Here is a 26,789-nt window from a genome sequence, read left to right as displayed (position 1 = left end):
GGCTTCATATTCAATAAAAGGTGCTATTTTAGGCCCGAAATCAACAGCAGCTATATTATGGCAATTCTGAAGTTCAGGGTGTATTTTGAAGAAGACGACAGTATTTACAGAGATATTGCAATCCGGCACAAGCAATATTTCCTTGATCTGCACCAGGCAATTTTAAAAGCCTACGAATTTGATTCCAAACATGCGGCAACCTTTTACCGCAGTAATGATAACTGGCAGCGTGGAAGGGAAATCTCTCTTGAGAAATATGATAAATCATACGTGGTAGAGCCATTGCTGATGGAATCCACTACCATTGGTACCGAGATTTTTGATCCGAATCAGAAATTCATTTATCAGTATGATTTCAATCGGAACTGGACCTTCCTGGTTGAATTGATCAATGTTTCAAAAGAAGAAAATCCGAAAATAGAGTATCCTGCTGTGGTTCGTACGGAAGGAATAGCACCGTCGCAATATGGAACCAAAGGATTGGTGGGTGATAAGTTGGCAGAAATGGAAGAGAAGTATGATCTCCAGTCCGGGGCAGAAGGATTTGGTACTGAAGGAGAAGGTGAAGATGAAGAGAGCGATAGCTTTGGTGCTGAAGAAGAAAACAGTGAAGAAGAATTTTAGTATAGTCATAGCCGGGCCTACGGCCGTAGGAAAAACAGCTGCGGCAATTTTGGTGGCCCAGTCACTTAAAACAGAGATTCTATCAGCTGACTCCAGGCAATGTTATCGGGAGTTATCCATTGGGGTAGCCCGGCCGGATGAGCAGGAACTGGCAGCAGTTCCTCATCATTTTGTTGCATCTCATTCCATACTGGAAGACTGGAATGCTGCGCGGTATGCCAGCTATGGTATGGAAGTGCTTCGGCAGATTTTTACTGATCACGATACCGCTGTAATCGTAGGCGGAACCGGCCTGTACATCAAAGCGCTCACAGAAGGGTTGGATGATGTGCCAACTGTTGATCCGGTAATCCGGCAATCCATTCAACTGGAATACGAGCAAAAAGGGATGCCATGGCTTCAGCAAATGATTCAGGAGAACGATCCTCTCTATTATTCCACCGGCGAAATTCAGAATCCACATCGGTTGCTGCGCGCACTGGAAGTAGTATTGTCAACGGGCAGGAGTATACGAAGTTTTCAAACTGGTCAGGTTAAGCCCCGCTTTTTTCAAACGGTGAAAATTGCGCTTGAACTGCCCCGGCAGGAATTGGTTGTACGCATTGACAAACGGGTAGATCAGATGATGGAGGCCGGCTTACTGGAAGAAGTAAAATCAGTGCAGGCAGTATTAGATCAGAAAGGAAAATCCTGGAAGACCATCACTTCCTTGCAAACAGTTGGATACAAAGAACTGTTTATGTACCTGGAAGGAGAGTTGTCGCTGGACGAGGCGGTTGAAAAAATCAAACAACATACCCGCCAATATGCCAAGAGGCAGATGACCTGGTTTAAAAAAGATACTGCCTTCCAATGGTTTCATCCTTCAGACAGGGAGGGCATGCTGAATTTTATACAAAAGCAGATTTCATGATTTCATAATATGGGTCAATTGGCAGTAATGCTAATTTGCTGAAATGGTAACATCCGAACTGAAAGCGTCATCATTTGGAAAGGATTTTCATTGGGGTGTTGCTCTATCTGCTGCCCAGAATGAAGGGGCTGTTTCGGAAGACGGAAGGTCGCCCTCCATCTGGGACCAGTTTGCCAGGCGAAAGGGAGTGATCAAAAAGGGAGCAAGGCCTACAGTTGCCTGTGATTTCTATCATCGGTACAGAGATGATTTGTTATTGGTAAAAGCACTTGGATTCAACTCGTTCCGGTTCAGTATTTCCTGGTCGCGTATTCTTCCGGATGGTTCCGGAAAAGCAAATGCAGAAGGGATTGCATTTTATCAGCGACTCGTCGATGAATGTTATTCACTGGGACTCACCCCTTTTGTAACCCTTTATCACTGGGATCTACCTCAGGTATTACAGGCCGAGGGGGGCTGGGAGAGTCCGCTTATCAATCGATGGTTCCGCCATTACGCAAAAGTGTGTGCCAAAAATTTCGGATCCGTTAAACACTGGCTGGTATTGAATGAGCCATCGGGATTCACCACATTGGGACATATGCTGGGTATGCACGCTCCCGGAAGACGCTCCCTGGAAGGATTTCTGAAATCAGTTCATCATGCTGCCCTTGCGCAGGCGGATGGGGGAAGAATTCTACGCCAGTATATTCCGGATGCCGTTATTGGGACTAGTTTTTCCTGTTCGGAAGTGATTCCATTTTCGGATACTCCCGCTGATCTGGCAGCTGCCCGCAGGATTGACCTCTTCATGAACCGGTTGTTCGTTGAGCCTTTATTGGGTAAAGGATTTCCGGAAGATGACAGAGGCATTGTAGACAAAATGAACCGGAAAAATAAGAGCTGGAAATTTGCAGAGCAGATGCAGTTTGATATGGATTTTATTGGACTACAGAATTATTTTCCGATAGTTGTGAAACATCATTCTTTTATACCGTTGATACAGGCTGTTGAAGTTAAACCCAAAGAGCGAAAGGTGCCGGTTACTGCCCTGGGATGGGAGATCAATGCGGATGCATTCCAGCACATTATAAGAAGATTTTGGAAATATGGTGCAATTAAAGAAATTATGATTACCGAAAATGGAGCAGCCTTTAAAGATCAGGTACTGCAGGGTAAAGTACATGACCAGGAAAGGATCAGCTATTTTCAATTGTATCTTCAGGCACTTTTAAAATCAAAAAGGGAAGGTGTAAAACTGGGCGGTTATTTTGCCTGGACCCTCATGGATAATTTCGAGTGGGCGGAGGGATATGAAGCACGGTTCGGGCTGGTTCATGTCGACTTTAAAACACAGCTCCGAACCGTGAAAGATTCCGGCTTCTGGTGGAGAGATTTTCTTAAAACTTGAAACCTACGGTAGCCACTACATTACCGCCACCACCACGCAGATCTGCAAACGTGTTGGCCTTATCGTTCAAACGGTAGGGAAAGTTTACGTCATTGGTGATTCGATGTACATAAGCCAGATCAATGAAATAACCTTTATTGCGATACCCCAGTCCACCGCTGATGAACATACGCTTGCCGTTTAAGGCTTCGTCCCGGTAGGGATTTCCATAATAAGCAAATCCAGCTCTTGCCATAATGGTGTTGAATTTCAACTCTCCACCAATTTTCATGTTCAGCGTTCCTTTGTAGATATCGCGGATAACATTGTTAACTGCATTGAAATAGTTATTACTGCCAGAACCATCCAATTCGGCATCGCGGAAGCGGCTGGAAGAATGAGTAACATATTCCAGGTCAGCTGAAATAAAGCCTTTCTGTTGGCGGGTGTCCTCAACTTCACGGAAAATGTAGGCACCACTAACCAGGAACTTCCAGGGAGAAGTGAGGTCGTACCGGTATTCAGGAGTAAATCCTTCATTCAGAGTTCCAACGTTCACAGTGGTGGGTGCGTTATAGTTTTCCAGGTCAGCAAATAGCTCTGCATCATAGGTTTCGCGCATGCCATAAATAGTAGGCGTATGGATGGCTGCACCCAGTCGAATAGATTCAACCGGACGCACAATCAATCCCATTTTCAGGTTCAGTCCAACTCCCCGGCTGGTAAAGCGCTCGCGGAGGTAGGTTTCTTTGAAATAATTGGTGTTATTATCAGTAGCATCGGATTCAGTAAGGGTACTGGCCCGCTCATAATTCATAATGGGAACTCCCAGGCTTACACCCCAGAAGATTTTCTCCTTGCTGGAACCGGCAAAACTGAATGCTAATTCTGTAATACCTCCTTTGGATTCAATATAATTATCCTGATTCAGTAAGAAGGCAGTATCCTGTTCAAAAGCATACCGGAGAGGAGATGCCACTACTTCAGTGCCAAAACCAGGAGTGGTAAGGGTATCAACCAGGTAGGTATAAAGGCCCATTCGGGCAGGGAAGGAAATACTATTGGAGTTCAGTGCATCATCGAGGGAAAGACCTGAATTGGCAATTTCGGAAGCGTAGGCTTCAGAAAAAGAGCTGAAATCATTCTGGCCGCGATAATTTATTTTCTGGTTAAAATCTGCCGCCCGGTTGATAGCAATACTGAAAGCGCTGCTGCTTTTATTACGGCTTCGCGGATTGGATGGAATACCTAATACAAATCCGCTTGTTCCAAAAAATGCATTGGAATTATTCTGGCTTGTTTTGGTGCCTCTGAAAGTGCCGTCATTGTTTAAAAAATTGAATCCCGGACTGATAACTACCTCGCTGGTTCGGTAAATACCGATACCGGCGGGGTTGATGAAATTCGATGTTATATCTCCTCCAAGTGAACCCATCACGCCACCGATAGCCTGGTTGCGAGCTGTACCACCGGGTGTATTCCAGGACATTCGCAGTGCATCTTCGGGTACCTGGGCAAAACCAATTAGTGAACAGAAACTGAAGGATACAAGAAGAACTTTTTTTCGCATGTGCCTTTACTTTAGATACAGGATGGATATAAAAAAGGAGGAAACGGCCTGTTTTGGTTGTTTCCTCCGATACGTTATATGAAAAGTTTAATTACCTGAGCGGGTTGGGCGACTCACTCCACCGCCACCTCCTGAACTACCACGGCTACCGCCAGATGGTGAGGAAGAGGGTGAATAAGAGCGCGTAGGCCTGTCGAAAGAGCCTGAATTGGTAGAGCGATTGTTGTTATACATGCTCCGGTTGTTGCTGTTGTTGAAACTGCGGTTATCGTTGTAACTATTCCGGTTGTTATAGTTTCCGTAATAAGAATTGTTTACACGATAACTGTTCCGGTTGTTATTGGTGTTCAAATAGCTACCCATTGTAAAACCAGATCTTGGGCGACTTGGACGCGGAGCTGTATAATAGCCGGGCTTGTTGATGATTCCACCACCAGCCCAGTGACCACCACCCCAGCCCGGACCCCAACCAGTTCCCCATCCGGGAGACCAGCCAAGGCCAAATCCTCCGCCATACCAGCCGTTTCCAATTCCCCAGTAAGGATTATAAAAACTGTTCCACATGTACATGGAATTCCAGGGGCTGTTCCAGGGGCTATTCCAAACCATCCAGCTGTTAAACGCCCAGTTGTTTCGGTAATAGGGATTCATCATGGCAAAATCATCAAAGAACATAGGACGACGGCCAGTAGCGATGGCCATTCGCATGTATTGATCATCCGCGTAGTTCGGATCAGTTACGCGATCATTGTACCGACGGCGCTGATTGGTTGCAAGATAATCTGAGCCATTGTCATCATTTCCTGATGCATAGGCCGCCCCCGTTCTTCCGGGAGAATAATAAACATCATCCGGTGTTTGTCCGGATTTGTATACGGAGGAACAGCTACCCAGTGTAAGAGCAGCGGCCACCACCAGTAAGGAAGAAATTTTGAGGTTCATGGCTCAGCGATTAATGAGTTAAAAAATTACTTTTGCGTTCGCTCTACTAAAGTACAAATTAGACAGCGATTTTTAATCTTTCGTTGCAAGTTAAATGTTAAAACCCAATCAGTTAGCATGAGTAAAGAAATTACGAGCCGGGAAGCGGATTATAGCCAGTGGTATAACGATTTAGTTCTGAAAGGCGGACTGGCGGATTACTCTGCCGTTAGAGGTTGTATGGTAATAAAACCTTATGGGTTTACTCTCTGGGAGAATATGCGCGACCAGCTCGACCGGATGTTCAAGGAGACTGGGCATGTGAACGCCTATTTCCCGCTGTTCATCCCGAAAAGCTTCCTTTCCAAAGAGGCAGCCCATGTGGAAGGCTTTGCCAAAGAGTGTGCCGTTGTAACCCACTATCGATTGAAAAATGATCCGAATGGGGGTGGAGTAGTTGTTGATCCGGAAGCCAAACTGGAAGAGGAACTGATTGTTCGTCCGACTTCTGAAACGATCATTTGGAATACCTATAAAGACTGGATCCAGAGTTATCGTGATCTTCCTCTGCTGATCAACCAGTGGGCCAATGTGGTTCGCTGGGAGATGAGAACCCGGCTATTTCTCAGAACCGCCGAGTTTCTGTGGCAGGAAGGCCATACCGCCCATGCTACAAAAGAAGAAGCGGTAGAGGAAACCGAAAAAATGCTGGATGTATATGCTCGCTTTGTGGAGGAATATATGGCAGTACCCGTTATTAAGGGTGTAAAAACGCCTTCCGAACGGTTTGCAGGAGCGGAGGACACCTATTGTATTGAAGCGCTGATGCAGGATGGAAAAGCACTGCAGGCTGGAACCTCTCATTTTCTCGGACAAAATTTCGCCCGGGCCTTTGATGTAAAATTTCTGACGAAAGAAAACAAGCTGGAATATGTTTGGGCTACCAGCTGGGGGGTAAGTACTCGCTTGATTGGAGCGCTGGTGATGGCGCATAGTGATGACCAGGGACTGATCCTGCCTCCGAAAATTGCACCGTTACAAGTAGTAATTGTACCAATTTATAAGGGGGATGAGCAAAAAGCGCTGATTGGCGAAAAGGTGAATGAAATCATCACAGGATTGAAAGCACTTGGCATATCCGTAAAATACGACGATAGCGATAATACGCGTCCGGGCTGGAAGTTCGCTGAATACGAAATGAAAGGTGTTCCGGTGAGGATCGCCTTAGGAGCGAGGGACCTGGAAAACAAAGTAGCTGAAGTAGCCAGGAGAGATACCAAGGAAAAACAAACCCTTCCTTTGGAAAACCTGGCAGAGCAGGTAAAAAACTTGCTGGATGAAATTCAGGAGAACATGTTCAATAAGGCAAAAGCGTACAGAGATAGTCATATTACCGAGGTGAATGATTGGGCTGAATTCGAACGGCTATTGGATGAAAAGGGTGGATTCCTGGCTGCTCATTGGGATGGGACAGCTGAAACAGAAGAAGCCATAAAGGAAAAAACAAAGGCAACCATTCGTTGTATCCCGCTTGACAACAAACAGGAAGCAGGCACCTGTATCCTGACAGGAAAGCCTAGTACACAGCGGGTTTTGTTTGCAAGAGCATACTAATCCGGGGATACCATAAAAAATATAAACATGCAGAGCTGGTTGGCTTCTGCATGTTTTTTTTATATTAAAGCTTTAAATGTTATGATAGCGGAAAATTCAAAGAATCGGATAGAAGTGGAAGCGGGTAACTGGCTGCTTTTACAGGATGCTGCCAAATGGGCCCGATGGCTGGCAATTGCCGGATACCTGTTTTTGATTGGCCTGGTTTATCTCGGTGCGAGGTCGATATATTCGTTAGTTGTATTACAGGTAAAAGAGGAAGCTGCCAGGGATCTGGCAGCCACAACTAGCGTTGCATCCTTGTTGGCTGTATTGTTTCTTTATTTTCCGTTCCGTTGGTTGTACAGGTTTGGATTTCACATGAAACGGATGGCTGGTCAGGAAAATTCCACCAGTCTGACAATTTCACTGCTTTGTCTCCGTTCATTTTTTCGCTATCTGGCAATATGGACTTTTCTGATAATTGGATTATATGCGGCCTTTATTGTGTTTACCGGAATTGCCTCCATACTGGGCTGGGGTGCGCAATGAATACTTCCTTAAACCAAATCAATCATAATGGAAACAACCCAATCAAACCTGTTTGAATTGCAAATTGATGAGCTGTCAAACGGTTATCTCAAAGAAACTGCCAAGTGGGCAAAGTTTTTGTCGATCCTCGGCTTTATTGGATGCGGTCTGATTGTATTAATCGGACTGGGCATGACGTTTTTCTTTTCTTCTGTTAATTCGCGTGAGTTAGCCGGACCTGTAGGTATGTATTCCTCTGGTCTTTCACTGGTTTATATTGCCATGGCTGCGTTGTACTTTTTTCCCTGTTTATACCTGTATCGGTTCGCAGCGGGAATGCAGGCTGCTCTCCAGGCGGGTGAACCTGTTCAACTGCAGACGTCCTTCAGGAACCTGAAATCCTGTTTTCGCTTTATTGGCATACTGACAATAATCTTAATGTCTATCTACCTGCTGGTAATAGTGGGGGTTGCTATAATCGGATTTGCTTCCTTTTAAGTTATTTTCTCGACAGGTAATTATAATCCTTCAGAAGGGTTTGCAGAAAGTTTTCGGCACTCAGATCGGTTTCGATTTTGAGTGCCATTTTTATTTTATAAGCAACTCTTTCCAACACCGGATCACCCGGTCTTTTTCGTGTGTATAGCAGTACCTGCTTAATCGTGTTCATGTCCCGGTCGCTTAATTTCATTACGCCCGGAAATACAGCCTGATAATTATCTTCGACCTCCGTGAAAACAGTATGCTGCCAGGCAGATTCTGTATTGGTGTCTATGACTATGGTGCCAGCCAGGAGGTCCCCAATTCGTTGTGAAAGCGGAGTTAGTATAAAACTGATCAATCCTGTGAATAACAGGGGAAATAAATACCAGGGCCAGATTGAATAAATCAGAGAAAAAAACACCATCAATGGAAAATCTACTGACCGAAAAAGCCACCGTATCAGGTATTGGCTGAGCGTTGGTTGACCTCCGGTTGCGGTAATGACCTTTATTCGCATGATTCGCTTGCCCGGCGTTTGCCCGTTCATGGTAACTTCTGCAATCAGGAAATAGAGTAAAATAGGAATCCATGCAAGTATATCCAACCATCCTAAGGAAGTGTCAAACGGGCTCGATTTAAAACTATTTACGAATTTATTGACCAGCCAGCTATAAATTAGTACTACTACAAGGTCAATGAACCAGGCTAGTAGTCGTTTGTGAAAAGCACTGATTGTAAATTCTACCTCAATGTTAAAACCGGTATGAAGTTTTGTTACAGGCATAGTACAGTGCGAAAAGATAATACCTCATACTGATTTCCGGAAATAAAATTTTGACCTTATATTGTTGGCCTATGCGTGAAGGAAAATTCCTGCAAACGAATATTGAAAAATGGAAAAGCATCCAGGAAAATGGTGCCGCTGGTCCGGATGAACTAGCTACTCAGTTCACGGAACTGGTAAATGATCTTGGATATGCTAAAACATTTTATCCCAAAAGCCAGGTTACCATTTATCTAAACGGGCTGGCAAGTTCAAAATATCTTTCTATCTATAGCAATAAAAAAGAAGAAACCTCCCGGCTTCGTCGTTTTTTTGTTACTGAATTGCCATTAGTAGTCCGAAAGCACCATCAAATGTTGTTTTACTCTCTACTGGTGTTTGTTGTATTTGCATTGATTGCAGTCTTTTCTTCCGCACAGGACCAGGAATTTGTTCGGGGAGTACTGGGCAGTCAGTATGTTGATATGACAGAAGAAAATATTGCAAAAGGAGATCCTTTTGGTGTGTATAAACAGGAAGGTGAGTTGTACATGTTTCTAGCGATAGCCCTTAATAATATCAGGGTGGCATTTAACATGTTTGTAGCAGGATTTTTTGCCGGCGTTGGAACAGTTTACATGCTGTTCAAAAATGGGGTGATGCTGGGATCCTTTCAATATTTCTTTTTTGCTAAAGGACTGGGATGGGAATCTATATTGGTAATCTGGATACATGGTGCACTGGAGATTTCAGCGATCGTAATTGCAGGTGGTGCCGGATTGGTAATTGGTCGAAGTTTGCTGTTTCCGGGAACCTATACACATTTGCAATCATTGCGAATGGGTGTTAAAGACGGACTTAAAATCATGATTGGCCTTGTGCCGGTATTCATGTGTGCTGCTTTTTTTGAAGGCTATATAACCCGTCATACCGGGATGCCGGTTTGGTTAAGTCTGTTTATATTAATCGGATCCTTTACATTTATTGGATGGTATTTTATTTATTATCCTATCCGGTTAGCAAAGAAAATCCAATTGGAAAATCAAGTTTAATTGACGAAAGCTGAAAGCACGATTCTTATATCATTCTCTGGCGGTAGTACTTATCCTTATTTTTAGCGGGTTTTGCGCTTATGCACAGGACAAGCTGGAAATGCCTGTACAACAGATCGATTCACTGAAAGCATTAAAAGAATTCAGGTATGCCAATGATCCTGCTTACTGGCCTAAAAAGGTGGAAGTAAAAAATGAGCAACAATTGGACTGGCTGGAATCTTTCTTAAAAAGCGGTTGGTTAAAACTATTTTTTTATGTGCTGCTTATACTATTCCTGGGCTTTATTTTATATCGAATCTTGTCTGAACGAAATTTGCTGCTTTTTACAAAAAAATCTAAAGCACGTAAAAAAACAGCAGGTACTCCTGCCGGAATTCAAGAGCCTGACCTGGATCAACTCTTGAATTCTGCAGAAGCGATGAAGGATTACCATGAATCGGTGCGGCTTCAATATCTTAAAACACTCTTGCTTTTGAAAAGAAAGGGTTTACTGGAATACCATCCAGAATGGACCAATGCCCGGTATTTACAACAGTTTCGAAAGCACCAAAAGTTTGAACAGTTTCGTCAGCTTTCAAGAATATATGAATATGTATGCTATGGTGGGTTTCCTGCCGATGCCGCTAAGTATCAAGTTATCAAACAGGAATTTTCCAATTTTCAACAGACTGTATGAGGATAAAGGGGCTGGATAAAATGCTGCTCTTGCTGATAACCTGCTGCCTTGTGGGTTGCGCCGGCTGCGATTCGAAGTTTATCAATCCCAGGATTAGTCTTTGGCAACAGGATAAAATTCCATATGGCACCTGGTATGCCTATAATAGCTTATTTACCTATTTCCCCGAGGCAGAAGATATCTTCCTTATTAAAGAATCACCAGCACTTGGTATTGGTGGGTCTTCGGTAGATTGGGAAGACCCGGCTGAATCGAATGATTCGACCGAAACGGAAGATTTGCTGCCGGAATTATATGTAGTTGTTTCCCCCCGTTTTTTACCAACTGATGCGGAAAAAGAGGATCTCCTGCGTTTTGTCAGGAAAGGTAATCACCTGGTTATAGCCTCACTAGAATATGATAATTCCTTTTTAGATTCCCTTGGGGTTCAGATAGTATACGATCAACCGGTGATCAGTTCTGCGGACACCATTCTCTACATGCTCCGCACTTCTGCCCTCAATACCTACCAAACCTATGGATACCCGGGTGAAAAAAACCCCTATCATTTTACTGTTGATAGTAGTTCGGGATGGGAGATTCTTGGAACTATTCAATCGGGTGCGCCCAACTGTATCAGGATGCGATTGGATTCGGGAACTATTACCCTTCATTCAAATCCATTGCAGCTAACCAATTTCTTTTTACTTCATAAAGACAATCATCGGTATTGGTCAGATTTGTTGAGTGGGCTGTCCCATTCGTATTCCTTTATCTGGTGGGATGATTACTTCAGGACACCTAAGACTGATACAAATAATTTTTCTAGCCTAGGTGTGTTTATGAAGTATCCTGCTTTAAAATGGGCTTTGTATACCATACTTTTTTTACTGGGTATCTTGTTGTTTAGTGAAATGAAAAGAAGGAGGAAAATAATTCCTGTCTTAACTCCTCCTGAAAACAGTTCGCTTGATTTTGTAAAAACCATTGGAAGACTGTATTACCAGCATAAGGACAATAGTGATCTTGCCATAAAAATGGAAACCTATTTAATGGAATTCATACGGCAGCATTATCATATTCAGGGCAATCTGCCGGAAGATCAGCTGGTGAGACAGTTGTCTCTGAAAAGCGGTGTAGCGCCAGCATTACTTACTAGCCTGTTTTATGAATTCCGGATGATAGAGGAGCATGGGACTGTGTCGGACGAAGACCTGTTGCGCATGAATGATTTAATAGAACAATTTCACATAAAACGATCCTGATGGAAGAACAATTTTTTGAAGAAAGAACAAATCTCCAACAACTCAACCAGGCGGTTGATGAACTTAAGCAGGAAGTGTCCAGGGTAATTATCGGCCAGGAAGCGATGGTTGAATTACTGCTGGTAGCATTACTGGCCGATGGGCATGTCCTGATAGAAGGGGTTCCGGGTGTTGCCAAAACACTCACTGCCCGTTTGCTAAGCAAGGCAGTAGATGTTGGTTTTTCGCGTATCCAATTTACGCCTGATCTGATGCCGGGTGATGTTCTGGGAACCAGTATCTTCCATCCACAACAAGCCAGTTTCCAGTTTCGGAAGGGGCCGATTTTCAGCAACCTGGTGCTGATTGATGAAATCAACCGGGCTCCTGCAAAAACACAGGCTGCACTCTTTGAAGTAATGGAAGAAAAGCAGGTTACCATTGATGGAAGTACCTATACAATGGATCCGCCGTTCCTGGTAGTGGCAACACAGAATCCGGTTGAACAGGAGGGGACTTATCACTTGCCGGAAGCTCAGCTGGATCGCTTTTTATTCAAGATTCTCATAGATTATCCAACCATTGAGGAAGAGGTAACCATTCTTAAATTACATCACGAGAAAGGTGCTGAAAATTTGCTTAATGTTATCCGACCTGTATTAAACAAAGAACAATTATTGTTATTACGGCAACAGGTGAAACAAATTCATGTAGAAGAGAAGTTGCTTGGATTTATTGCTGCCATCGTAAATCAGACGCGTAATCATAAACATATCTACCTGGGTGCCTCACCCCGTGCTTCTATTGGGATACTCAATGCATCCAAAGCATATGCTGCTATCAATGCAAGAGATTTTGTAACACCGGAAGATGTGGTATTTGTTACGGCTCCGGTTTTGCGCCATCGGATTATAATAACACCCGAAAAGGAGATGGAAGGTGGCACCGCTGATGAAGTGATTAAGGAAATAGTACAAACCATTGAAGTACCCCGCTAATGGCTGAAAAGGAATTAGTTGTATACCGCCTTTTTTTTACACCCCGTCTCTTCAGGATGCTGATCGGGATAGCCTGTTTTTTTGTTCTCACTTTTTTTATTCCCGTTTTGTTTGAATTGGGACTCATTTTGCTTGGAACACTGATCCTGCTAACGCTTATCGATATTTTGATGTTGTTCCGGTTAAAGGAAGGCATCAAAGCAAGTAGAAGGATGGCGGATGTTTTCAGCAATGGGGATGAAAATAAAATTTATGTGGATGTTCAATCGGATTATCCCTTTTCTGTTAAAGCCGATCTGATAGATGAAGTTCCCATTCAGTTTCAGGCGCGCAACTTTTTAATTCCGGTTACCCTGGAAGCGAATGAGAAAAAACAACTGCTGTATTCACTCCGGCCGGTCAGCAGGGGAGAATATATGTTTGGGAATATAACGGTACTGGTTCGTTCTCCGCTGTCGCTTGCTGAAAGAAAATACAGTTTGCCAGCTGAGAAAATGGTTATGGTATGGCCTGCTTTTCATTCGCTTCGGCAATATGAATTAGTAGCGCATAATGCCACAACGTCTGATATTGGAAACAGGAAAATCCGTAAAGTTGGGCATAGTATGGAGTTTGAAGAGATCAAGGACTATGTACCCGGCGACGATCTTCGTACCATTAACTGGAAAGCCACTGCAAGAAAAGGCGGTGCCCTGATGGTGAACAACTACACGGATGAAAGAAGCCAACAGGTGTATTGCCTGATCGATAAAAGTCGGGTAATGAAACAGCCGTTTGAAGGAATGACGCTGCTCGATTATGCAATCAATGCTAGCCTGGTGCTTAGCAGGGTTGCACTGGTTAAATACGATAAAGCCGGATTGATCTGTTTCGCAGAAACCATGGGGCAGTTCGTACCAGCAGACCGAAAAGGCATGCAAATGAGTTTGCTGGCTGAAACGCTCTATCGCCAGCAGACCAATTTTTTGGAAGCGGATTATGAAAAACTGGTCACACTTGTGAAAAGCCGGATTACCCATCGTAGTTTACTGATATTGTTTACCAATTTTGAATCGATGAGTAGTTTGCAAAGGCAACTGCCCTATATCCGTTCACTGGCCAGGCAACATCAATTGCTGGTAGTGTTTTTCGAGAATACCGAATTACAGCAACAAGCGGAACAACCGGTAGAAAACCTGGAGCAACTTTATATTAAGGTTATAACCGAGAAGTTTATTCTTGAAAAAAAACGAATGGTCAAGGAACTTCAGAAATATGGAATTCAGTCTATACTTACCCCTCCCAGGCAATTGACTACACAAACCATTAACAAATACCTGGAGTGGAAGGCAAGGCAGATTATTTAATTTTGCAGCATGCTCGATAAGCAACATGAGGTTTGGTACCAGGCAAGGCAACAGGAGCCTGCCAGAAAGGTTCGTATATTAATATTTGATCAGGCCATTCAATTATATGATGCTGCAGACGAATCTTTTATTGGAGCATTTGCAATTGACGGTATTCGTCTGGTTGAAACCAGTAACGGAGTGGCCTTGCTTCAATTGTTGCCTGATGGTTTTGAAAGATTGACTGTTTCTGTTAACCACCTGCTTTGGCCGGAACTAAACAAGAAAGTTTCGGGTGCCAAGACATTTTCAACAAAAGCAAAAAAACATTGGAAATGGCCGGTCTTGCTGCTCGTAATTGCTGGTGGCTTACTTGGTATTTATTTTCTGCTTATTTCCCTCATAACAGGCATAGGTCTGCAATTGGTTTCGACGGAAAAGGAAAGGGAGTTAGGAGAGATGATCTATGCATCCATGGCTGAAGTATTAAAAATTGATTCCGCAGCAACTGAAAAACTAACCCTGTTTGCTCATGAACTCAAACTGAGTGAACAGTATAAACTGAATTTTACAGTAGTGGATGAAAAGGAAATCAACGCATTTGCCATTCCGGGAGGGCGTATCGTTGTTTATAAAGGTATTCTGGAAGAAATGGAGAAGCCTGAAGAACTGGTAGCCTTACTTGGACATGAAGCCAGCCATGTTAATGAACGACACAGTCTCCGATCCATTCTTCGCCAGTTATCCGGCTCGGTTCTCTTGTCCATGGTCTTTGGTGACCTGGGATCAATCGGCTCAGCAGTGGTTGGTCAGGCTGATCAGTTGCGTTCCCTTTCCTATTCACGTTCGCTGGAAGAAGAAGCAGATGCAAGCGCAATGGACCTGATGAGAGGCAATCGGGTGGATCCAAGGGGCATGATTGGCCTTATGGATCGACTGAAAAAAGCGGAATCGGGCACAACACTGCCAGGTTTTTTAAGCACGCATCCCTTGACTGCCGATCGAAAAGCGACTGCTGAACAATATATCCGGCAATTTCCTCAAACCTTTGAAACACCCGCGTCCATTGAGGAATCCTGGAAACAACTTAGGAACAGCATTTCCGGATCGGGAAAGAATGAATGGTGATACATGCTAAGAGGTGCGGACTTACCTTTGCAAAAAAAATTGACAAACACACAAGATATAACAACTGAAAACCCCTTTGCTGCCGGTACTGTGTTATTGATTGACAAACCACTCGACTGGACCTCATTTGACGTGGTAAGGAAACTCAGGAACCAGGTCCGAACAAAAAAAGTGGGCCATGCGGGTACCCTTGATCCGCTGGCTACCGGATTACTAATTGTCTGTACCGGAAAGTTTACCAAGAAGATCAATGAATACATGGCGCAGGAAAAGGAGTATACCGGCACCCTTCAGTTGGGAGCTTCTACGCCAACTTATGACCTTGAATCCGAGCCGGTGCCAACAGCGGGTTTTTCTATAAAAGAAGGCGGTGTGTACAGAGAAGATGGAAATAAAATTGATTGGAAGGAGGTGGATGCCGCCATGGAGGCTTTTCGTGGCCCCATCATGCAGGTTCCTCCCATACACTCTGCTATCAAGATCAATGGCAAACGGGTGTATGAACTGGCCCGTAAGGGAAAAGAGGTAAAACTCGAACCCCGACCTTTAACTATTCTTGAATTCAGTTGTACCAAACTGGAAGCGGGACTCGTTCATTTTAAAGTTGTCTGTACAACGGGTACCTATATACGCAGTTTGGCCAATGACCTGGGGCAGACACTGGGTTGTGGTGCTTATCTTACCAGTCTTCGCAGAACCAGAATTGGAAATTTTAATGTGGAGGATGCCCTGAATATGGAACAGGCTGCAGTATTTATCCGTGACCAGTTAGAAAGGAGCGTTGATACCTAGCTGAAATTGGCCTTTCAACAGGTTTATATTTTGAAACCAGCCATTCTGCTGTTCAGCAAACAGCGGATCTTTTAGTTTGTAAGCCCAGTCGAACCGAATCATGAAATAATTAAAATCGAGTCGAAGGCTGGTGCCACCAGCAACGGCGATATCCCTATATAAATTTTTAAATCTGAAAACACCATCGTCTAATGCAGGATTACCCTGGTTGTTCCGATACCAAATATTACCAATGTCGGCAAAAAAGGCACTTTTCAGGTTAATACCAAAGAGGGTGCCCAAAGGAAACCTGTATTCAATATTGGATTCCAGTTGAAAGTCGGCAAACCGAAAGGTATTGGTACCCTGGAAGAACTTTGACGAACCGGGTCCTAATTGTCTTACCTGCCAGGCTCTCATACTGCTGGGGCCGCCGGCAAAATAAGATTTGAAGAAAGGGAGATTAGGTTCCGTAATGATATTACCCAGGGAGTCATATTGTTTGCCATAAGGGATACCCAAACCCACAAAAAATCGAAAAGCCCAGGAGGTGTTTCTCTTATTGATATAATGTCTGAAGTCAATATCGGCTTTGGCAAACCGGAACAGGCGGGCTTTCAGATCAAACTGTTTAAAGTTTCCAAATATACCGCCACTTTCTTCCAGTTGAATTTTCAGGTTATACACTTTTTTGTTTCTGGCCCAGGCATTGCGCAGAATTAGGTATTGTGATATGATAAGGCCATCATTATAGAAGTTTTCCAGATTGGGAATGATCGCTGCCTGTTTATAAAAACTATCGGTTTTGTACAAACGAACATATTCTACATTCAGCGGACTGTAATACCAGTTTCGATTCTTCGCATTCGTCCATTCATAGCCGATTGCCGTATTAATAGATTGTACCCGTAAGAAATCACGCAGGTTGGTGATAGAACCACTGGCAGAAAGTAAGGTGCGGGAACTCTGCAGCCGGCGTTCCCTCGGAATTTTGAAGGGTGTTACGAATTTTGGTATGGTAAAACTTTGTGTTATGCTGGTTTGAAAAGTTTGAATAATTCTGCCCTGGTTACCCAGTTCAATACCAAAACGAAAATTGGTGCTTGCCAATACAGATTGTTTACTCAGGTTACGGTCCTGCAATCCAAAATTGAGCGCCAAACCGAAAAGGTTGGTGGTAGTGATAAGATCTGTTGCGTTTCGGCTGGCTTCCACATCCACTGAAATATTCTGTTTTTTAGCGAGGTACATATTAACATCTGCATCTACCACGCCCAGGCTGTCAACCGGAAATAAGTCGATACCGACCTGCTGCCAGGCACTCATCTGCTGAAAGACATTATTGGTTCGGTACACATCTTTTTGGCGGTACAGGTTACCTGGGATCATCTGGTTGTTACGGAAAAGAAAAGAAGGCTTGGTCATGTCGCGTGAGCGGATTACACTAATATTCCTGCGGCTAACCGTGTCTTTATTGGTGGAGATAGAACTGTCAGCTACAATTGACAGATCCGGATAAAACCGAATGTATCGAAACCGGTATTGCTGAAGATGTTCCGGGTTTTCTGTACCCCGCTGTTTAAATATTATATCAATTTGCGGGTTCTCTCTTCGCTTCTGCACTTCTTCCAATAAGCGGATCTGTTCGAAAGGGTCCAGTCCCGGGTCAATCAACGCGGCTACAATAGTGTCCACTTCCGCATACACATCCTGCCTGGTTATTTTCAGGTACCCATTATCGCGGAAGACATTTAACATCCGGTCAATTTCAGCCGATATTTTTTCATTGGAGTAGGGATCTCCTTTTTTCAGTGTGCTTTCTTTCCTGGAGTTCTGCACCAGGGTTTGCAGCGTGCTGTCCCGAAAATCAAAACCGATGGAATCGAGACGTAATACTTTCCCCGGATTAACCCGAAAAGTAGTAGTCACTCTTTTTTGATCTTCGACCTTGGTAATTGAACTGTCCCAGCTGATTTTTCCATACATATATCCATAGGCGCGCAGAAGGTCATTAATATAACGGACAGATTCAACCGCATAGGAAGTGTCAAATACAGCTGGCCGGTCGAGTTGTTTTTTCAAAAAGCCCTTTTTGCTATAACGGACCTGCAGGCTGTCGGATAACTGGTTTTCAATTTTACTAATAAGATTTGCCCTATCAGTGGAAGGAAGTTTTGCATCCAGTTTGATCGTAGTTTTATAAACAAAGGGTTGGGGACTGGGGTAATTTTTTATGACCTTGCATCCCGTAACCAGGAACAACAAAGCGTACCCATACACCCGGAGCCAGCTTGTACGGATGTAGTTGTTCTTGGTAAAAGGCATAGTTGATTGAAAAATAATGCAAATGATGACGAAAAATCAGGCCAAATATATCCAAAGTTTGAGCCATAAAAAATTCAGAGATGAGGAGGGCGTATTTGTATCGGAAGGAACTAAAACCGTTGCAGAACTGCTTGAACTGTCTCATATGCGGCCCAGGCAGGTATATGGATTGGAAAGCTGGTGGCAGCTTCATCCGGAATGGCAATCGGCCAGTTGGGCAGTGATGATCACCGAAGCAGAACTCGAAAAAATCTCCTTCCTGAAGACACCCAACCAGGTGTTAGCAGTTTTTGAAAAACCGGATCTCACCATTGAACCCGGTGGCTGGCAGTTGTTACTGGATGGGATCCAGGATCCCGGAAACATGGGTACTATCATCCGGATTGCCGATTGGTTTGGAATTCAGCAGATCATTTGCAGTGAGGACGCTGCCGATGCTTTTAATCCTAAAGTAGTACAGAGTACCATGGCCAGCATTGGCAGGGTTGAAATCATTTACACAGACCTGGTTGCCTATGTGAAAGCACATGCACACCGTGATTTTATTGCAGCTACGCTGGATGGCACCCCCTTAAAGGAGCTCAAAATCCATCAGCCTGCCGCATTGGTAATCGGAAATGAATCCAAAGGAATTCGTCCTGAACTACGGGAGGTATTACGTCATTTCGTAACCATCCCCCGGAAAGGCGCCGCCGAATCGCTCAATGCTGCTGTAGCGACAGGGATTTTATTGGCAGGGATAATGGAGTAATGGAAGAGGAAACAAAGGAGAAGGGAAACAAAGGAGACGCGGGAATGGAAGATGCCCATCCTCCCGCATCCTTTGTCTCCTCTTCCATGCTTTCTCACGTCTTACGTCTGACGTCTCACTTTTCTTTCACTTTTCACCTTTCACCTTTCACTTCCATTGTATCGCTTTCACCGGCTGAATTTTTCTGACAATCAGGCTGGGGATGGTCAGGACTGCGATGCAGATGAAAAAAGTTCCCAGGTTTACCGCTACTATTTGCCAGGGGATAACCAGGATTTCCGCTTTATCAATATAATACATGTCTTCCGGCAGGCGGATGAACTTGAATTTATTCTGCAGCCATAAAAGTATGAAACCAAGCAGGTTGCCAAACCCAATACCCATCAGAGTGATAATGGCACCATTATACAGGAATATATGCTGGATAGTGCGATCACTGGCCCCCAGGGCCTTGAGAATTCCTACCATCCGCGTGCGTTCCAATACCAAAATGATCAGACAGGTGATCAGATTCAAAACGGCTACGATGATCATAATGATCAGGGTGATGCCGATGGTCTGATCTTGCAGGGAGAGCCAGTCAAAGATATTGGGGTAGATTTCAAAGATTGTCTTGCTATTCCATAACATGGGTAATCGGCTGAAGATCGCTTCATTCATCAGGTCCATGTCTTCCTGCTTTTCGAGAAACACTTCATATCCACCCACCTGGTTCGGCAACCAGTTATTAAGTCGCTGTATGAGCCGGAGGTCTCCCATTGCAATTAGTTTGTCGTACTCTTCAATTCCGGTTTTGTAGATGCCCGAAACCGTTAGTTTGCGTGCCCTGGGCGGACTCCCATCGCTCTGGATAAAATAGATCAGCACCTGGTCGTTGGTTTTCAGTTTGAGCTGTCCGGCTGTATAAGCACTTAATACGATTTCATTACTGTAACCGGAATCAGGGAATTGCATCCAACGTCCCTCTTTCAGAAAACTTTGTAAACGCACCGAATCATACAACTGATCAATTCCTTTAAACAGTACCCCTTCGAGGCTTTCCGCAGTTTTTAAAATGGCATTTTTGGTGGCGTAGGCCTGGATGCCACGAATCCCTGCAAGTGTTTTTGGAAGCTGTTCTACCGTATCATTCCGGTCGATCGGGTATTCCTCAGAAATCACAGATTTGGTAGGTTCATAATGTTGAACACGGATATGTCCCCAGAAATTGAAAATCTTCTGACTGATGGCCGACTGAAAGCCATTGGTAAATGCAAGTGCCAGAATCATGGCTGCAACACTGATCGTGGTTGCAGCAATCGCCAGCCGGATGATAAACCGGGAAAAAGATTGGTTATTGTTGAAAGCAACTTTGCGTGCAATAAATCCGGCGATATTCAATCGGCATGGTTTTAGTCGCCAAATATAGGTGAGAAAACTATTTTTAACCGGATGCGTTTTGTAGATTGCTCCCTGTGAAACAATCACCAAGAAAAAATTTCATGTATAGAAAACTGTTATTTAGCTGGGTGTTTGCCTGTATTGGTTGTGCGGCCCTGGCTCAGCAAATAGAACCAGATCAGGTTTATCAGACGAATATTCAACAGGTGAAATTATTTCCGGTAGGTAATCCATTAGGATATCCGGTTATCCGTTTAGGCTCGGCTGATCAGTTGGAACTTCATTTTGATGACAGGGAAGGAGGGACCAAAGGATTTTCCTATGCCTGGCAGCTTTGTAATGCAGACTGGACTCCGGTGAACCTGAACAGTATGGATTATATTAAAGGATTTTCGCAGCAACGAATTACCACTTACAGGAGTTCTTCGGTTGCGCTTACCCGTTATACCCATTACCAGGCACAGCTCCCCGACCGAAATTCAGCACCTTCACGTTCAGGAAATTATCTGCTAAAGGTTTTTCTGAATGGCGATCCTTCCCAGCTTGCCTTTACCCGACGGGTGCTGGTAGTGGAGGAGAAGGCTGCTGTTGGTTTGCAGGTACAACAACCCTTTAATAACCAGGTATTCACTACTCACCAGAAGTTGGTGTTTACAGTGAATATGCGGCAGCTCAACCTTGTGAATCCCATGCAGCAGGTACAGGTAGTGCTGTTACAGAACAACCGGTGGGACAATGCAAAAAGGGATTTAAAACCCACATTTATCCGCCAAAGCCAGTTGGAATACAATACGGAACAGGATGCTGTTTTTCCTGGAGGAAAGGAGTGGAGATGGCTTGATTTGCGGAGTTTTCGGTTGCAGTCTGAGCGGGTAGACAGTGCCGTGTATGAAAAGACCGGTACAACCGTGTTTGTAAAACCAGATATTGACCGCTCGGGCTTACGGGTAGTGTACTACCGGGATGGGAACGGTATGTTCTTTAATGAAACCCTGGATGGGATGAATCCTTACTGGCAGGGAGATTATGCGTCTGTACAGTTTAGTTTTCGCCCGCCTGCGGGAATGCCCTTCCGGCAGGACTTGTATTTGTTTGGTGAGCTGACAAATTATGGAAAGGATCCGCAGTCGAAAATGACATACAACAAGGAGAGAGGGGTATATGAAACTTCCATCTGGTTGAAGCAGGGGTACTACGATTATGGTTATGCGCTAAAAGAAACAACCGGTGGGCGGGATGTATTTGTTACAGATAAAACAGAAGGTAATTTCTGGGAAACCGAAAACAGTTATACCGTGCTGGTTTACTACAGAAGCCTGGGTGGCCGATCGGATGAACTGGTTGCCATTGGTCGCATTAACTCACTAGGCGGCCGAAATCAATAACAATCGCTAATTATATTTTACAGTTTACTTTGTAATCTATACTTTTGCAGCGGCAGGTCTCATACGGCCAGCTCCTACTGAACTCCCCCAGGGCCGGAAGGCAGCAAGGGTAGGTGGTCGTAGCGGCGCGATATGATAAGCCTGCCATTTTTTTATGCCTTGAACTCCCGTACCCCCTTTCTTGCTTTCCTCCATTTTCTATTCATCCGTCTTCCATTGTCCATCTTCCATGCCTCCTTTGTCTCCTGTCTCCGTTGTTTCCTCTTCCATTCTTCCTTATCTTCGCTGGCGTAAAACCAAAATCGACTACATGAAATTTTTTATTGATACGGCCAACCTGGCCCAGATCAAAGAAGCCAATGAATTGGGAATTTTGGATGGGGTAACTACCAATCCCTCCCTGATGGCCAAAGAAGGTATTAAAGGAGAGGATAATATAATCCAGCACTATAAGGACATCTGTGAACTGGTTGACGGTGATATAAGCGCAGAAGTGTTGTCCACTGACTATGCGTCAATGGTAGAAGAAGGTAAGAAACTGGCCGCCATCCATCCAAACATTGTGGTGAAAGTACCTATGATCAAAGATGGTATTAAAGCTATCAAGTGGTTTACGGATAATGGTATTAAAACCAATTGTACACTGGTGTTTTCAGCCGGACAGGCAATTCTCGCTGCAAAAGCTGGTGCAACCTATGTATCTCCCTTTATCGGGCGTATTGACGACAGCGGTTGGGAAGGAACTGAACTGATCGGCCAGATTGCGAATATTTACAGTATCCAGGGCTTCAAAACAGAAATCCTCGCAGCTTCTATCCGCAACGCCAATCATATCATCAAATGTGCTGAGTTGGGTGCTGATGTTTGTACCTGTCCGCTGGATTCCATCCTGGGACTCCTGAAACATCCGCTTACGGATATCGGCCTGGCGAAATTCCTGGAAGATGCCAAGAAAATGTAATAAAAAAGAGGCCCTACCGGCCTCTTTTCTTTTTGCCCCCTCTACGGATCTCCTCCATGATTTCATCCTTTGATTTGAGTGGGCCTTCCTCCAGTTTTTTGATATAAATCGTAATTTCTTTGCGTAATTTTGGATTTCGCTTATAGGTAGCTGTTATCGTTACTTTTTCCTTGCTGAAATCAACTGGCAATACAAGGCTGTTGCCTTCAAATTGACCTTCATCTGATTCAAATTGGATATCCTCGGAACTCAGCGGGTACCAGCTTTTACCGGCTACCAAACCATCTACATTAATGTAATTATGAACACCCTTTTTCAGGCTGTCGGTATACAGATGGAAGGCAATACTATCCACCAAGGGGGTAGTTGTTTTCCCGGAATTGCTTTTTTTCTTTTGTGCAATTCCAGATTGGCTCAGTATCAGCAGGGCAATTGCCAGTAGAATTCGGCTCATATCCATTAGACCATGGGTTCCGTCCAGGGTTTAACCTGGTGTTAAATCAGTTATTTTCAGCGGTGTTGCAGCCCTTTGCAGGCGATCATTGATGGCACGCCCGAGGCCTTCATCCGGAAATCGTTCTGCAACTATAACAGCAATATTCATATTGTCAGCCAGGCGCAATGCACTGAATAACCTCCTCGCGGCCTCTGTTAAGTCGCCGTTTAGTGACAATATAAACTGGTTAGTATCGGGTATTCCAGGTACTACCTCCTGAAAACTGATTGTTGCAATCTGTTGAGGTGCATGATTTTTTAAAGCCTCCACTGCGAGGTCGGCAATCTTTCCAAACTTCAGAGGGTGCCGGGTTGCATAATGTCTAGCCAGCATACCTGGGGCAACCGGATTATCAACATATCCTTCCGGTGGCAGGGAAACGGGTCCGATAACTGCTTCAATTGCTTCCAGTGAAATCCCTCCATACCGCAAGAGTCTTGGTTGCTCTTCAAGGAAGGATACTATGGTGGATTCCAGTCCAACCTGGCAATCGCCACCATCGAGTATATACGAAACTTTATCACCCAATTGATTGGCAACATGAGCAGCGGTAGTGGGACTTACATACCCTGATGGATTGGCACTGGGAGCGGCCAGCGGGAATTCAAGTTGCTGCAACAATTCTAAAGTAAGCGGGTGGTTGGGAAAACGGATGGCAACTGCCGGAGTACCTGCTGTTACTATGGCTGGTATCAGCGAAGAAGCGGGTATTACATAGGTAAGCGGACCCGGACTAAACCTTGCAGCCAATGCCTGGGCCTTTGGTGGCAGTTCCAGGTTCAATTTGGTAAGCTGCTGATAGTTGGCGAAATGCAGGATCAGGGGATTGAACTGCGGCCTGTTTTTTACCTGGTAGATTTTCAGAACAGCCTCTTCCGATAGCCCATTGCCTGCTAATCCGTACACTGTTTCCGTAGGGATAGCTACCAAATCCCCTGCTCGCAGACATTCGGCGGCCCTCTGTATATCCGAACCAATGGAATTACTCATGGTGCAAAAATAACGCTTTCGCCGGGGCCTCCGGCGAAAGCGTCTGGTATAGGGTTTAGAATGCTTTCTTTCCGTCTCCGGTTGAGGACTTAGCCTGTTTTACGAATTTTTCAAGCCACTGGTGTTGTTCCCACAGCATGTGCAGGATGTTTTCTTTACCTGCATAGCCATGACTTTCATACGGGAGTGAAATATAACGCGTTGTGCCGCCATGTCCCTTGATCGCATTGTAAAGTCGTTCACTCTGAATGGGGAAAGTGCCTGGGTTGTTATCCATCTCACCATGAATCAAAAGGATGGGTGTTTTGATCTTATTTGCAAAACTGAAAGGGCTCATATTAAAATAGACTTCCGGGGCCTGCCAGTACGTACGCTCTTCAGCCTGAAATCCAAATGGTGTAAGGGTACGGTTATAGGCACCACTACGCGCAATACCAGCCTTGAATAAATTGGTATGTGCAAGAAGATTGGCTGTCATAAATGCGCCGTAGCTGTGGCCACCAACTCCAACCCGGGTACTATCTCCCACACCCATTTTGGCAGCAGCCTGAATAGCAGCATGAGCATTCAGGTATAACTGGGGTATGAAGGCGTCATTGGGTTCTTTATTTCCTTCCCCAACGATTGGCATTTCCGCGTTGTCCATTACCGCGTATCCCTGTGTTGCCCAGAAAATCGGGCTGCCATAAGAAATGGTTGGGAAAGTGTATTGGGAACCTCTTACCTGGGCAGCATCCGCTGCAGATTTATATTCCCTTGGATAAGCCCAGATCAGCAGCGGCAGAGGACCATCCTTTGTTTTGTCATACCCTTTTGGAAGGTAGAGGGTAGCTGTAAGATCAATGCCGTCTGCTCTTTTATATTTGATCTTTTCTTTGCTGATCCCTTCCAGCTGTGCATAAGGGTTGGTGAATTGAGTCAGTGCAAGAGGGGCTATCTTTTTAGTTAGATTTCTTACATAATAGTTAGGCGTTTCAGTTGGACTTTCCCTGCGTGTAATAAAAACACCTTTTTCGGCATCCAGCACCCGAACCACATATTCAAAGTATCCTTCCTGGCATCTCCAGAGGTCTTTAACGGCCCTTGTTTTGAGATTCATGGAACGCAGGAGGGGCAAATCTCCCTTTTCAGATGCCCCATTGGATGTCAGCAGGATAGATCCGTTCTTCAATACCTGGATAACATTGCGGCCATACTGATTCCGGGTAGTTATCGGTTGCCCAAGGTCGTTATATTGGTCGTTGCTGCTTCGCTCCTGCAGGCTGTCAAGTTTACCAGTCACAGGATTCAGCAGGTTGATCCGGTAACTCCTGTTGGCATTCATACCTTCATAAAGCAGCGCTACCTGGTCGTTCCCCCATTCAATGCCCCTGAATCGTTTGGATGTTTTGGTAAAGAGTCTGGGTTCCTTTTCTTTCATCAAATCGATGCAATACACTCCATCCCGGAATTCGGATTTGACTCTTCCCTTGCCGTTGTCCAATGCCTGAACATAATAGATGGTTGCAGGTTGATCATCCCGCCAGTTAATACCTCGCGGATAGGGTACCACATCATCAAAACCAATAGGGGCTCCCTCAGAAGAAGGATTGTTGGCAATAGTTTTTACCAATTCTCCTTTCAGGTTGGAGACCGCATAAGTGGTGGGAAATCCACTCCAGGGAACAAGATAAGAAAACGGTTTTTCGAGGATTGCAGTTAATAGGAACTCCTGATTGGGAGAAATAGAAAAGCTGCGATAAATAGCTTCTTCACCCAGTTTCTCTTCTTTTCCTGATCCTAACTGCAACCTGTATAACTGCCCCTTCGAAAAATGCTCGAATAATAATTCATCGTAGGGCGACTTGATCAGGTCCTGGTAGGTCCTGGATGCAGCAGCTTTTCCTAACGACTCCTGAATTACAGGTCCGGATGGTGCAGCTGGTCTGGCTGGTTCTTTTTTACCGGCATTTACAGCAGCTTTGTAAATAATGGTGGAATCATTCTGCCAGATAAAGCTGGTGCCCAATACATCGTTTAATGGGTGCTGATTAACTTTCTTAGCAGTTGCATTCAGTAGATCAACTGTATATAGGTCAATACCACTATTACTGTATTGCAGAAAAGCGAAACGCTGCTGGGAAGGACTCCATTGCATGGAAGTACCTCTCAGGTCAGCAGGCAAGCCGGTTATAGCTGTTGTTTTACCTGTAGCTACTTCTTTTACCTGCAGGTCATTAAAATAAGTCTGGCGACTTCCACCAAAATTTGCCGGATTCATACGTAAGCCAGCGATCCTGTATTCAGGTTGTGCAAGTTCTTCCACTGAGGGCATACTGGCACGCTGGATTAAAACCATATGGTCGGCTTTCGCATTAAAACTGACCATGGGAGTTGGGCGTGCCATCACCAGGTCCATGATCTCCTTTGGTGGGGTCTGGTAGGTTGCTTCTTCCTGGGCAATCACCAGGAATCGGAAACCGACCATGCATACTAACAGAAGCAGTTTTTTCATATGTGTGTGTTATGGGTCTAATTTACGGGATCTTAAAAAATTTGGTCCATATTAATTGATACCC

Annotated in this window: 24 protein-coding genes and 1 other RNA gene; 17 read left to right on the top strand and 8 right to left on the bottom strand. The window is 44.5% G+C overall.

The window, feature by feature from the left end; translation table 11 throughout:
• Positions 1-57 precede the first annotated feature (57 nt).
• Genes MD536_RS06305 through MD536_RS06295 form a run of 3 tightly spaced genes read left to right on the top strand, consistent with a single transcriptional unit; the run spans position 58 to position 2,927 of the window.
• Positions 58-624 carry an IS1096 element passenger TnpR family protein gene (locus tag MD536_RS06305; RefSeq protein ID WP_239596838.1) on the top strand — a complete coding sequence of 189 codons (567 nt, stop codon included), beginning with the start codon at positions 58-60 and terminating at the stop codon, positions 622-624.
• Positions 569-1,537 (top strand): tRNA (adenosine(37)-N6)-dimethylallyltransferase MiaA, encoded by a 969-nt coding sequence (miaA, locus tag MD536_RS06300; RefSeq protein ID WP_239596836.1) that lies wholly within the window; start codon positions 569-571, stop codon positions 1,535-1,537. Before MD536_RS06305 ends, miaA begins: the two co-directional genes overlap by 56 nt.
• Positions 1,538-1,580: 43 nt before the next feature.
• Entirely contained in the window at positions 1,581-2,927 is a 1,347-nt protein-coding gene (locus MD536_RS06295; protein ID WP_239596834.1) for a GH1 family beta-glucosidase, read from the top strand.
• Here the strand turns inward: MD536_RS06295 and MD536_RS06290 are convergent.
• Both MD536_RS06290 and MD536_RS06285 read right to left on the bottom strand, forming a co-directional pair.
• Positions 2,917-4,476: an outer membrane protein transport protein gene (locus tag MD536_RS06290; RefSeq protein ID WP_239596833.1), complete on the bottom strand. Its 1,560-nt coding sequence runs from the start codon at positions 4,474-4,476 to the stop codon at positions 2,917-2,919. The two genes, MD536_RS06295 and MD536_RS06290, sit on opposite strands and share 11 nt — an antisense overlap.
• An 87-nt stretch (positions 4,477-4,563) precedes the next feature.
• Positions 4,564-5,418, bottom strand: coding sequence for a hypothetical protein (locus tag MD536_RS06285; RefSeq protein WP_239596831.1), 855 nt, complete (start codon positions 5,416-5,418; stop codon positions 4,564-4,566).
• Between the two features lie 117 nt (positions 5,419-5,535).
• On the opposite strand from MD536_RS06285, the gene proS reads away from it, so the two are divergent.
• The 3 genes from proS (at position 5,536) to MD536_RS06270 (ending at position 8,019) form a co-directional block, all read left to right on the top strand.
• Positions 5,536-7,011, top strand: coding sequence for a proline--tRNA ligase (gene proS / locus MD536_RS06280; protein WP_239596829.1), 1,476 nt, complete (start codon positions 5,536-5,538; stop codon positions 7,009-7,011).
• Positions 7,012-7,092: 81 nt separating this feature from the next.
• Positions 7,093-7,542 carry a hypothetical protein gene (locus tag MD536_RS06275; RefSeq protein ID WP_239596826.1) on the top strand — a complete coding sequence of 150 codons (450 nt, stop codon included), beginning with the start codon at positions 7,093-7,095 and terminating at the stop codon, positions 7,540-7,542.
• Between the two features lie 27 nt (positions 7,543-7,569).
• Positions 7,570-8,019 carry a DUF5362 family protein gene (locus MD536_RS06270; protein WP_239596823.1) on the top strand — a complete coding sequence of 150 codons (450 nt, stop codon included), beginning with the start codon at positions 7,570-7,572 and terminating at the stop codon, positions 8,017-8,019.
• A 1-nt stretch (position 8,020) separates the two neighbouring features.
• On the opposite strand, the gene MD536_RS06265 is transcribed toward MD536_RS06270, so the two are convergent.
• Positions 8,021-8,788, bottom strand: a complete 768-nt coding sequence (locus MD536_RS06265; protein WP_239596822.1) for an RDD family protein — start codon at positions 8,786-8,788, stop codon at positions 8,021-8,023.
• A 71-nt stretch (positions 8,789-8,859) separates the two neighbouring features.
• Here MD536_RS06265 and MD536_RS06260 point away from each other — a divergent pair, with 71 nt between their 5' ends.
• The 7 genes from MD536_RS06260 to truB all read left to right on the top strand — a co-directional run bounded on the left by MD536_RS06260 (position 8,860) and on the right by truB (position 15,964).
• On the top strand, positions 8,860-9,819 hold the full coding sequence (locus tag MD536_RS06260) for a stage II sporulation protein M (protein WP_239596820.1): 960 nt from the start codon (positions 8,860-8,862) through the stop codon (positions 9,817-9,819).
• 100 nt (positions 9,820-9,919) lie between these two features.
• Positions 9,920-10,498: a DUF4129 domain-containing protein gene (locus MD536_RS06255; RefSeq protein WP_239596818.1), complete on the top strand. Its 579-nt coding sequence runs from the start codon at positions 9,920-9,922 to the stop codon at positions 10,496-10,498.
• On the top strand, positions 10,495-11,742 hold the full coding sequence (locus MD536_RS06250; protein WP_239596816.1) for a DUF4350 domain-containing protein: 1,248 nt from the start codon (positions 10,495-10,497) through the stop codon (positions 11,740-11,742). The genes MD536_RS06255 and MD536_RS06250 overlap by 4 nt, the downstream gene beginning before the upstream one ends.
• Positions 11,742-12,719 carry an AAA family ATPase gene (locus tag MD536_RS06245; protein ID WP_239596815.1) on the top strand — a complete coding sequence of 326 codons (978 nt, stop codon included), beginning with the start codon at positions 11,742-11,744 and terminating at the stop codon, positions 12,717-12,719. Before MD536_RS06250 ends, MD536_RS06245 begins: the two co-directional genes overlap by 1 nt.
• A complete protein-coding gene (locus MD536_RS06240; protein ID WP_239596813.1) occupies positions 12,719-14,065 on the top strand; it encodes a DUF58 domain-containing protein in 1,347 nt (448 codons plus the stop codon). The genes MD536_RS06245 and MD536_RS06240 overlap by 1 nt, the downstream gene beginning before the upstream one ends.
• A 9-nt stretch (positions 14,066-14,074) precedes the next feature.
• Positions 14,075-15,172 carry a M48 family metallopeptidase gene (locus MD536_RS06235; RefSeq protein ID WP_239596810.1) on the top strand — a complete coding sequence of 366 codons (1,098 nt, stop codon included), beginning with the start codon at positions 14,075-14,077 and terminating at the stop codon, positions 15,170-15,172.
• Between the two features lie 39 nt (positions 15,173-15,211).
• Positions 15,212-15,964 (top strand): tRNA pseudouridine(55) synthase TruB, encoded by a 753-nt coding sequence (gene truB / locus MD536_RS06230; RefSeq protein WP_239596808.1) that lies wholly within the window; start codon positions 15,212-15,214, stop codon positions 15,962-15,964.
• Here truB and MD536_RS06225 read toward each other — a convergent pair.
• Positions 15,941-18,268, bottom strand: a complete 2,328-nt coding sequence (locus tag MD536_RS06225) for a BamA/TamA family outer membrane protein (RefSeq protein WP_239596806.1) — start codon at positions 18,266-18,268, stop codon at positions 15,941-15,943. The genes truB and MD536_RS06225 overlap by 24 nt on opposite strands.
• A gap of 22 nt (positions 18,269-18,290) precedes the next feature.
• Here MD536_RS06225 and MD536_RS06220 point away from each other — a divergent pair, with 22 nt between their 5' ends.
• A complete protein-coding gene (locus tag MD536_RS06220; protein WP_239596805.1) occupies positions 18,291-19,019 on the top strand; it encodes a TrmH family RNA methyltransferase in 729 nt (242 codons plus the stop codon).
• A 147-nt stretch (positions 19,020-19,166) separates the two neighbouring features.
• On the opposite strand, the gene MD536_RS06215 is transcribed toward MD536_RS06220, so the two are convergent.
• On the bottom strand, positions 19,167-20,486 hold the full coding sequence (locus MD536_RS06215) for an ABC transporter permease (RefSeq protein ID WP_239596803.1): 1,320 nt from the start codon (positions 20,484-20,486) through the stop codon (positions 19,167-19,169).
• A gap of 14 nt (positions 20,487-20,500) precedes the next feature.
• Here MD536_RS06215 and MD536_RS06210 point away from each other — a divergent pair, with 14 nt between their 5' ends.
• From MD536_RS06210 to fsa, 3 genes are all read left to right on the top strand, one after another.
• The gene (locus MD536_RS06210) at positions 20,501-21,784 is read left to right on the top strand and encodes a type IX secretion system plug protein (protein ID WP_239596801.1); all 1,284 of its coding nucleotides are present in this window, start codon (positions 20,501-20,503) and stop codon (positions 21,782-21,784) included.
• Between the two features lie 50 nt (positions 21,785-21,834).
• Positions 21,835-21,934: signal recognition particle sRNA small type (gene ffs, locus MD536_RS06205), an RNA gene on the top strand.
• 160 nt (positions 21,935-22,094) lie between these two features.
• Positions 22,095-22,745 (top strand): fructose-6-phosphate aldolase, encoded by a 651-nt coding sequence (gene fsa, locus MD536_RS06200; protein WP_239596799.1) that lies wholly within the window; start codon positions 22,095-22,097, stop codon positions 22,743-22,745.
• Between the two features lie 13 nt (positions 22,746-22,758).
• Here the strand turns inward: fsa and MD536_RS06195 are convergent, their stop codons facing one another.
• From MD536_RS06195 to MD536_RS06185, 3 genes are read right to left on the bottom strand one after another with little or no spacing between them, the layout of a single operon-like run.
• On the bottom strand, positions 22,759-23,199 hold the full coding sequence (locus MD536_RS06195) for a hypothetical protein (RefSeq protein ID WP_239596797.1): 441 nt from the start codon (positions 23,197-23,199) through the stop codon (positions 22,759-22,761).
• 30 nt (positions 23,200-23,229) lie between these two features.
• Entirely contained in the window at positions 23,230-24,231 is a 1,002-nt protein-coding gene (locus tag MD536_RS06190) for an L-threonylcarbamoyladenylate synthase (RefSeq protein WP_239596796.1), read from the bottom strand.
• Positions 24,232-24,286: 55 nt separating this feature from the next.
• Positions 24,287-26,725, bottom strand: coding sequence for a S9 family peptidase (locus tag MD536_RS06185; protein WP_239596794.1), 2,439 nt, complete (start codon positions 26,723-26,725; stop codon positions 24,287-24,289).
• Between the last annotated feature and the right edge of the window lie 64 nt (positions 26,726-26,789).

Source organism: Flavihumibacter cheonanensis (assembly GCF_022352215.1).
GTDB lineage: Bacteria > Bacteroidota > Bacteroidia > Chitinophagales > Chitinophagaceae > Flavihumibacter > Flavihumibacter cheonanensis.
Note: the sequence above shows the minus strand (reverse complement) of the source record. Positions and strands in the feature narration are given on the sequence as shown.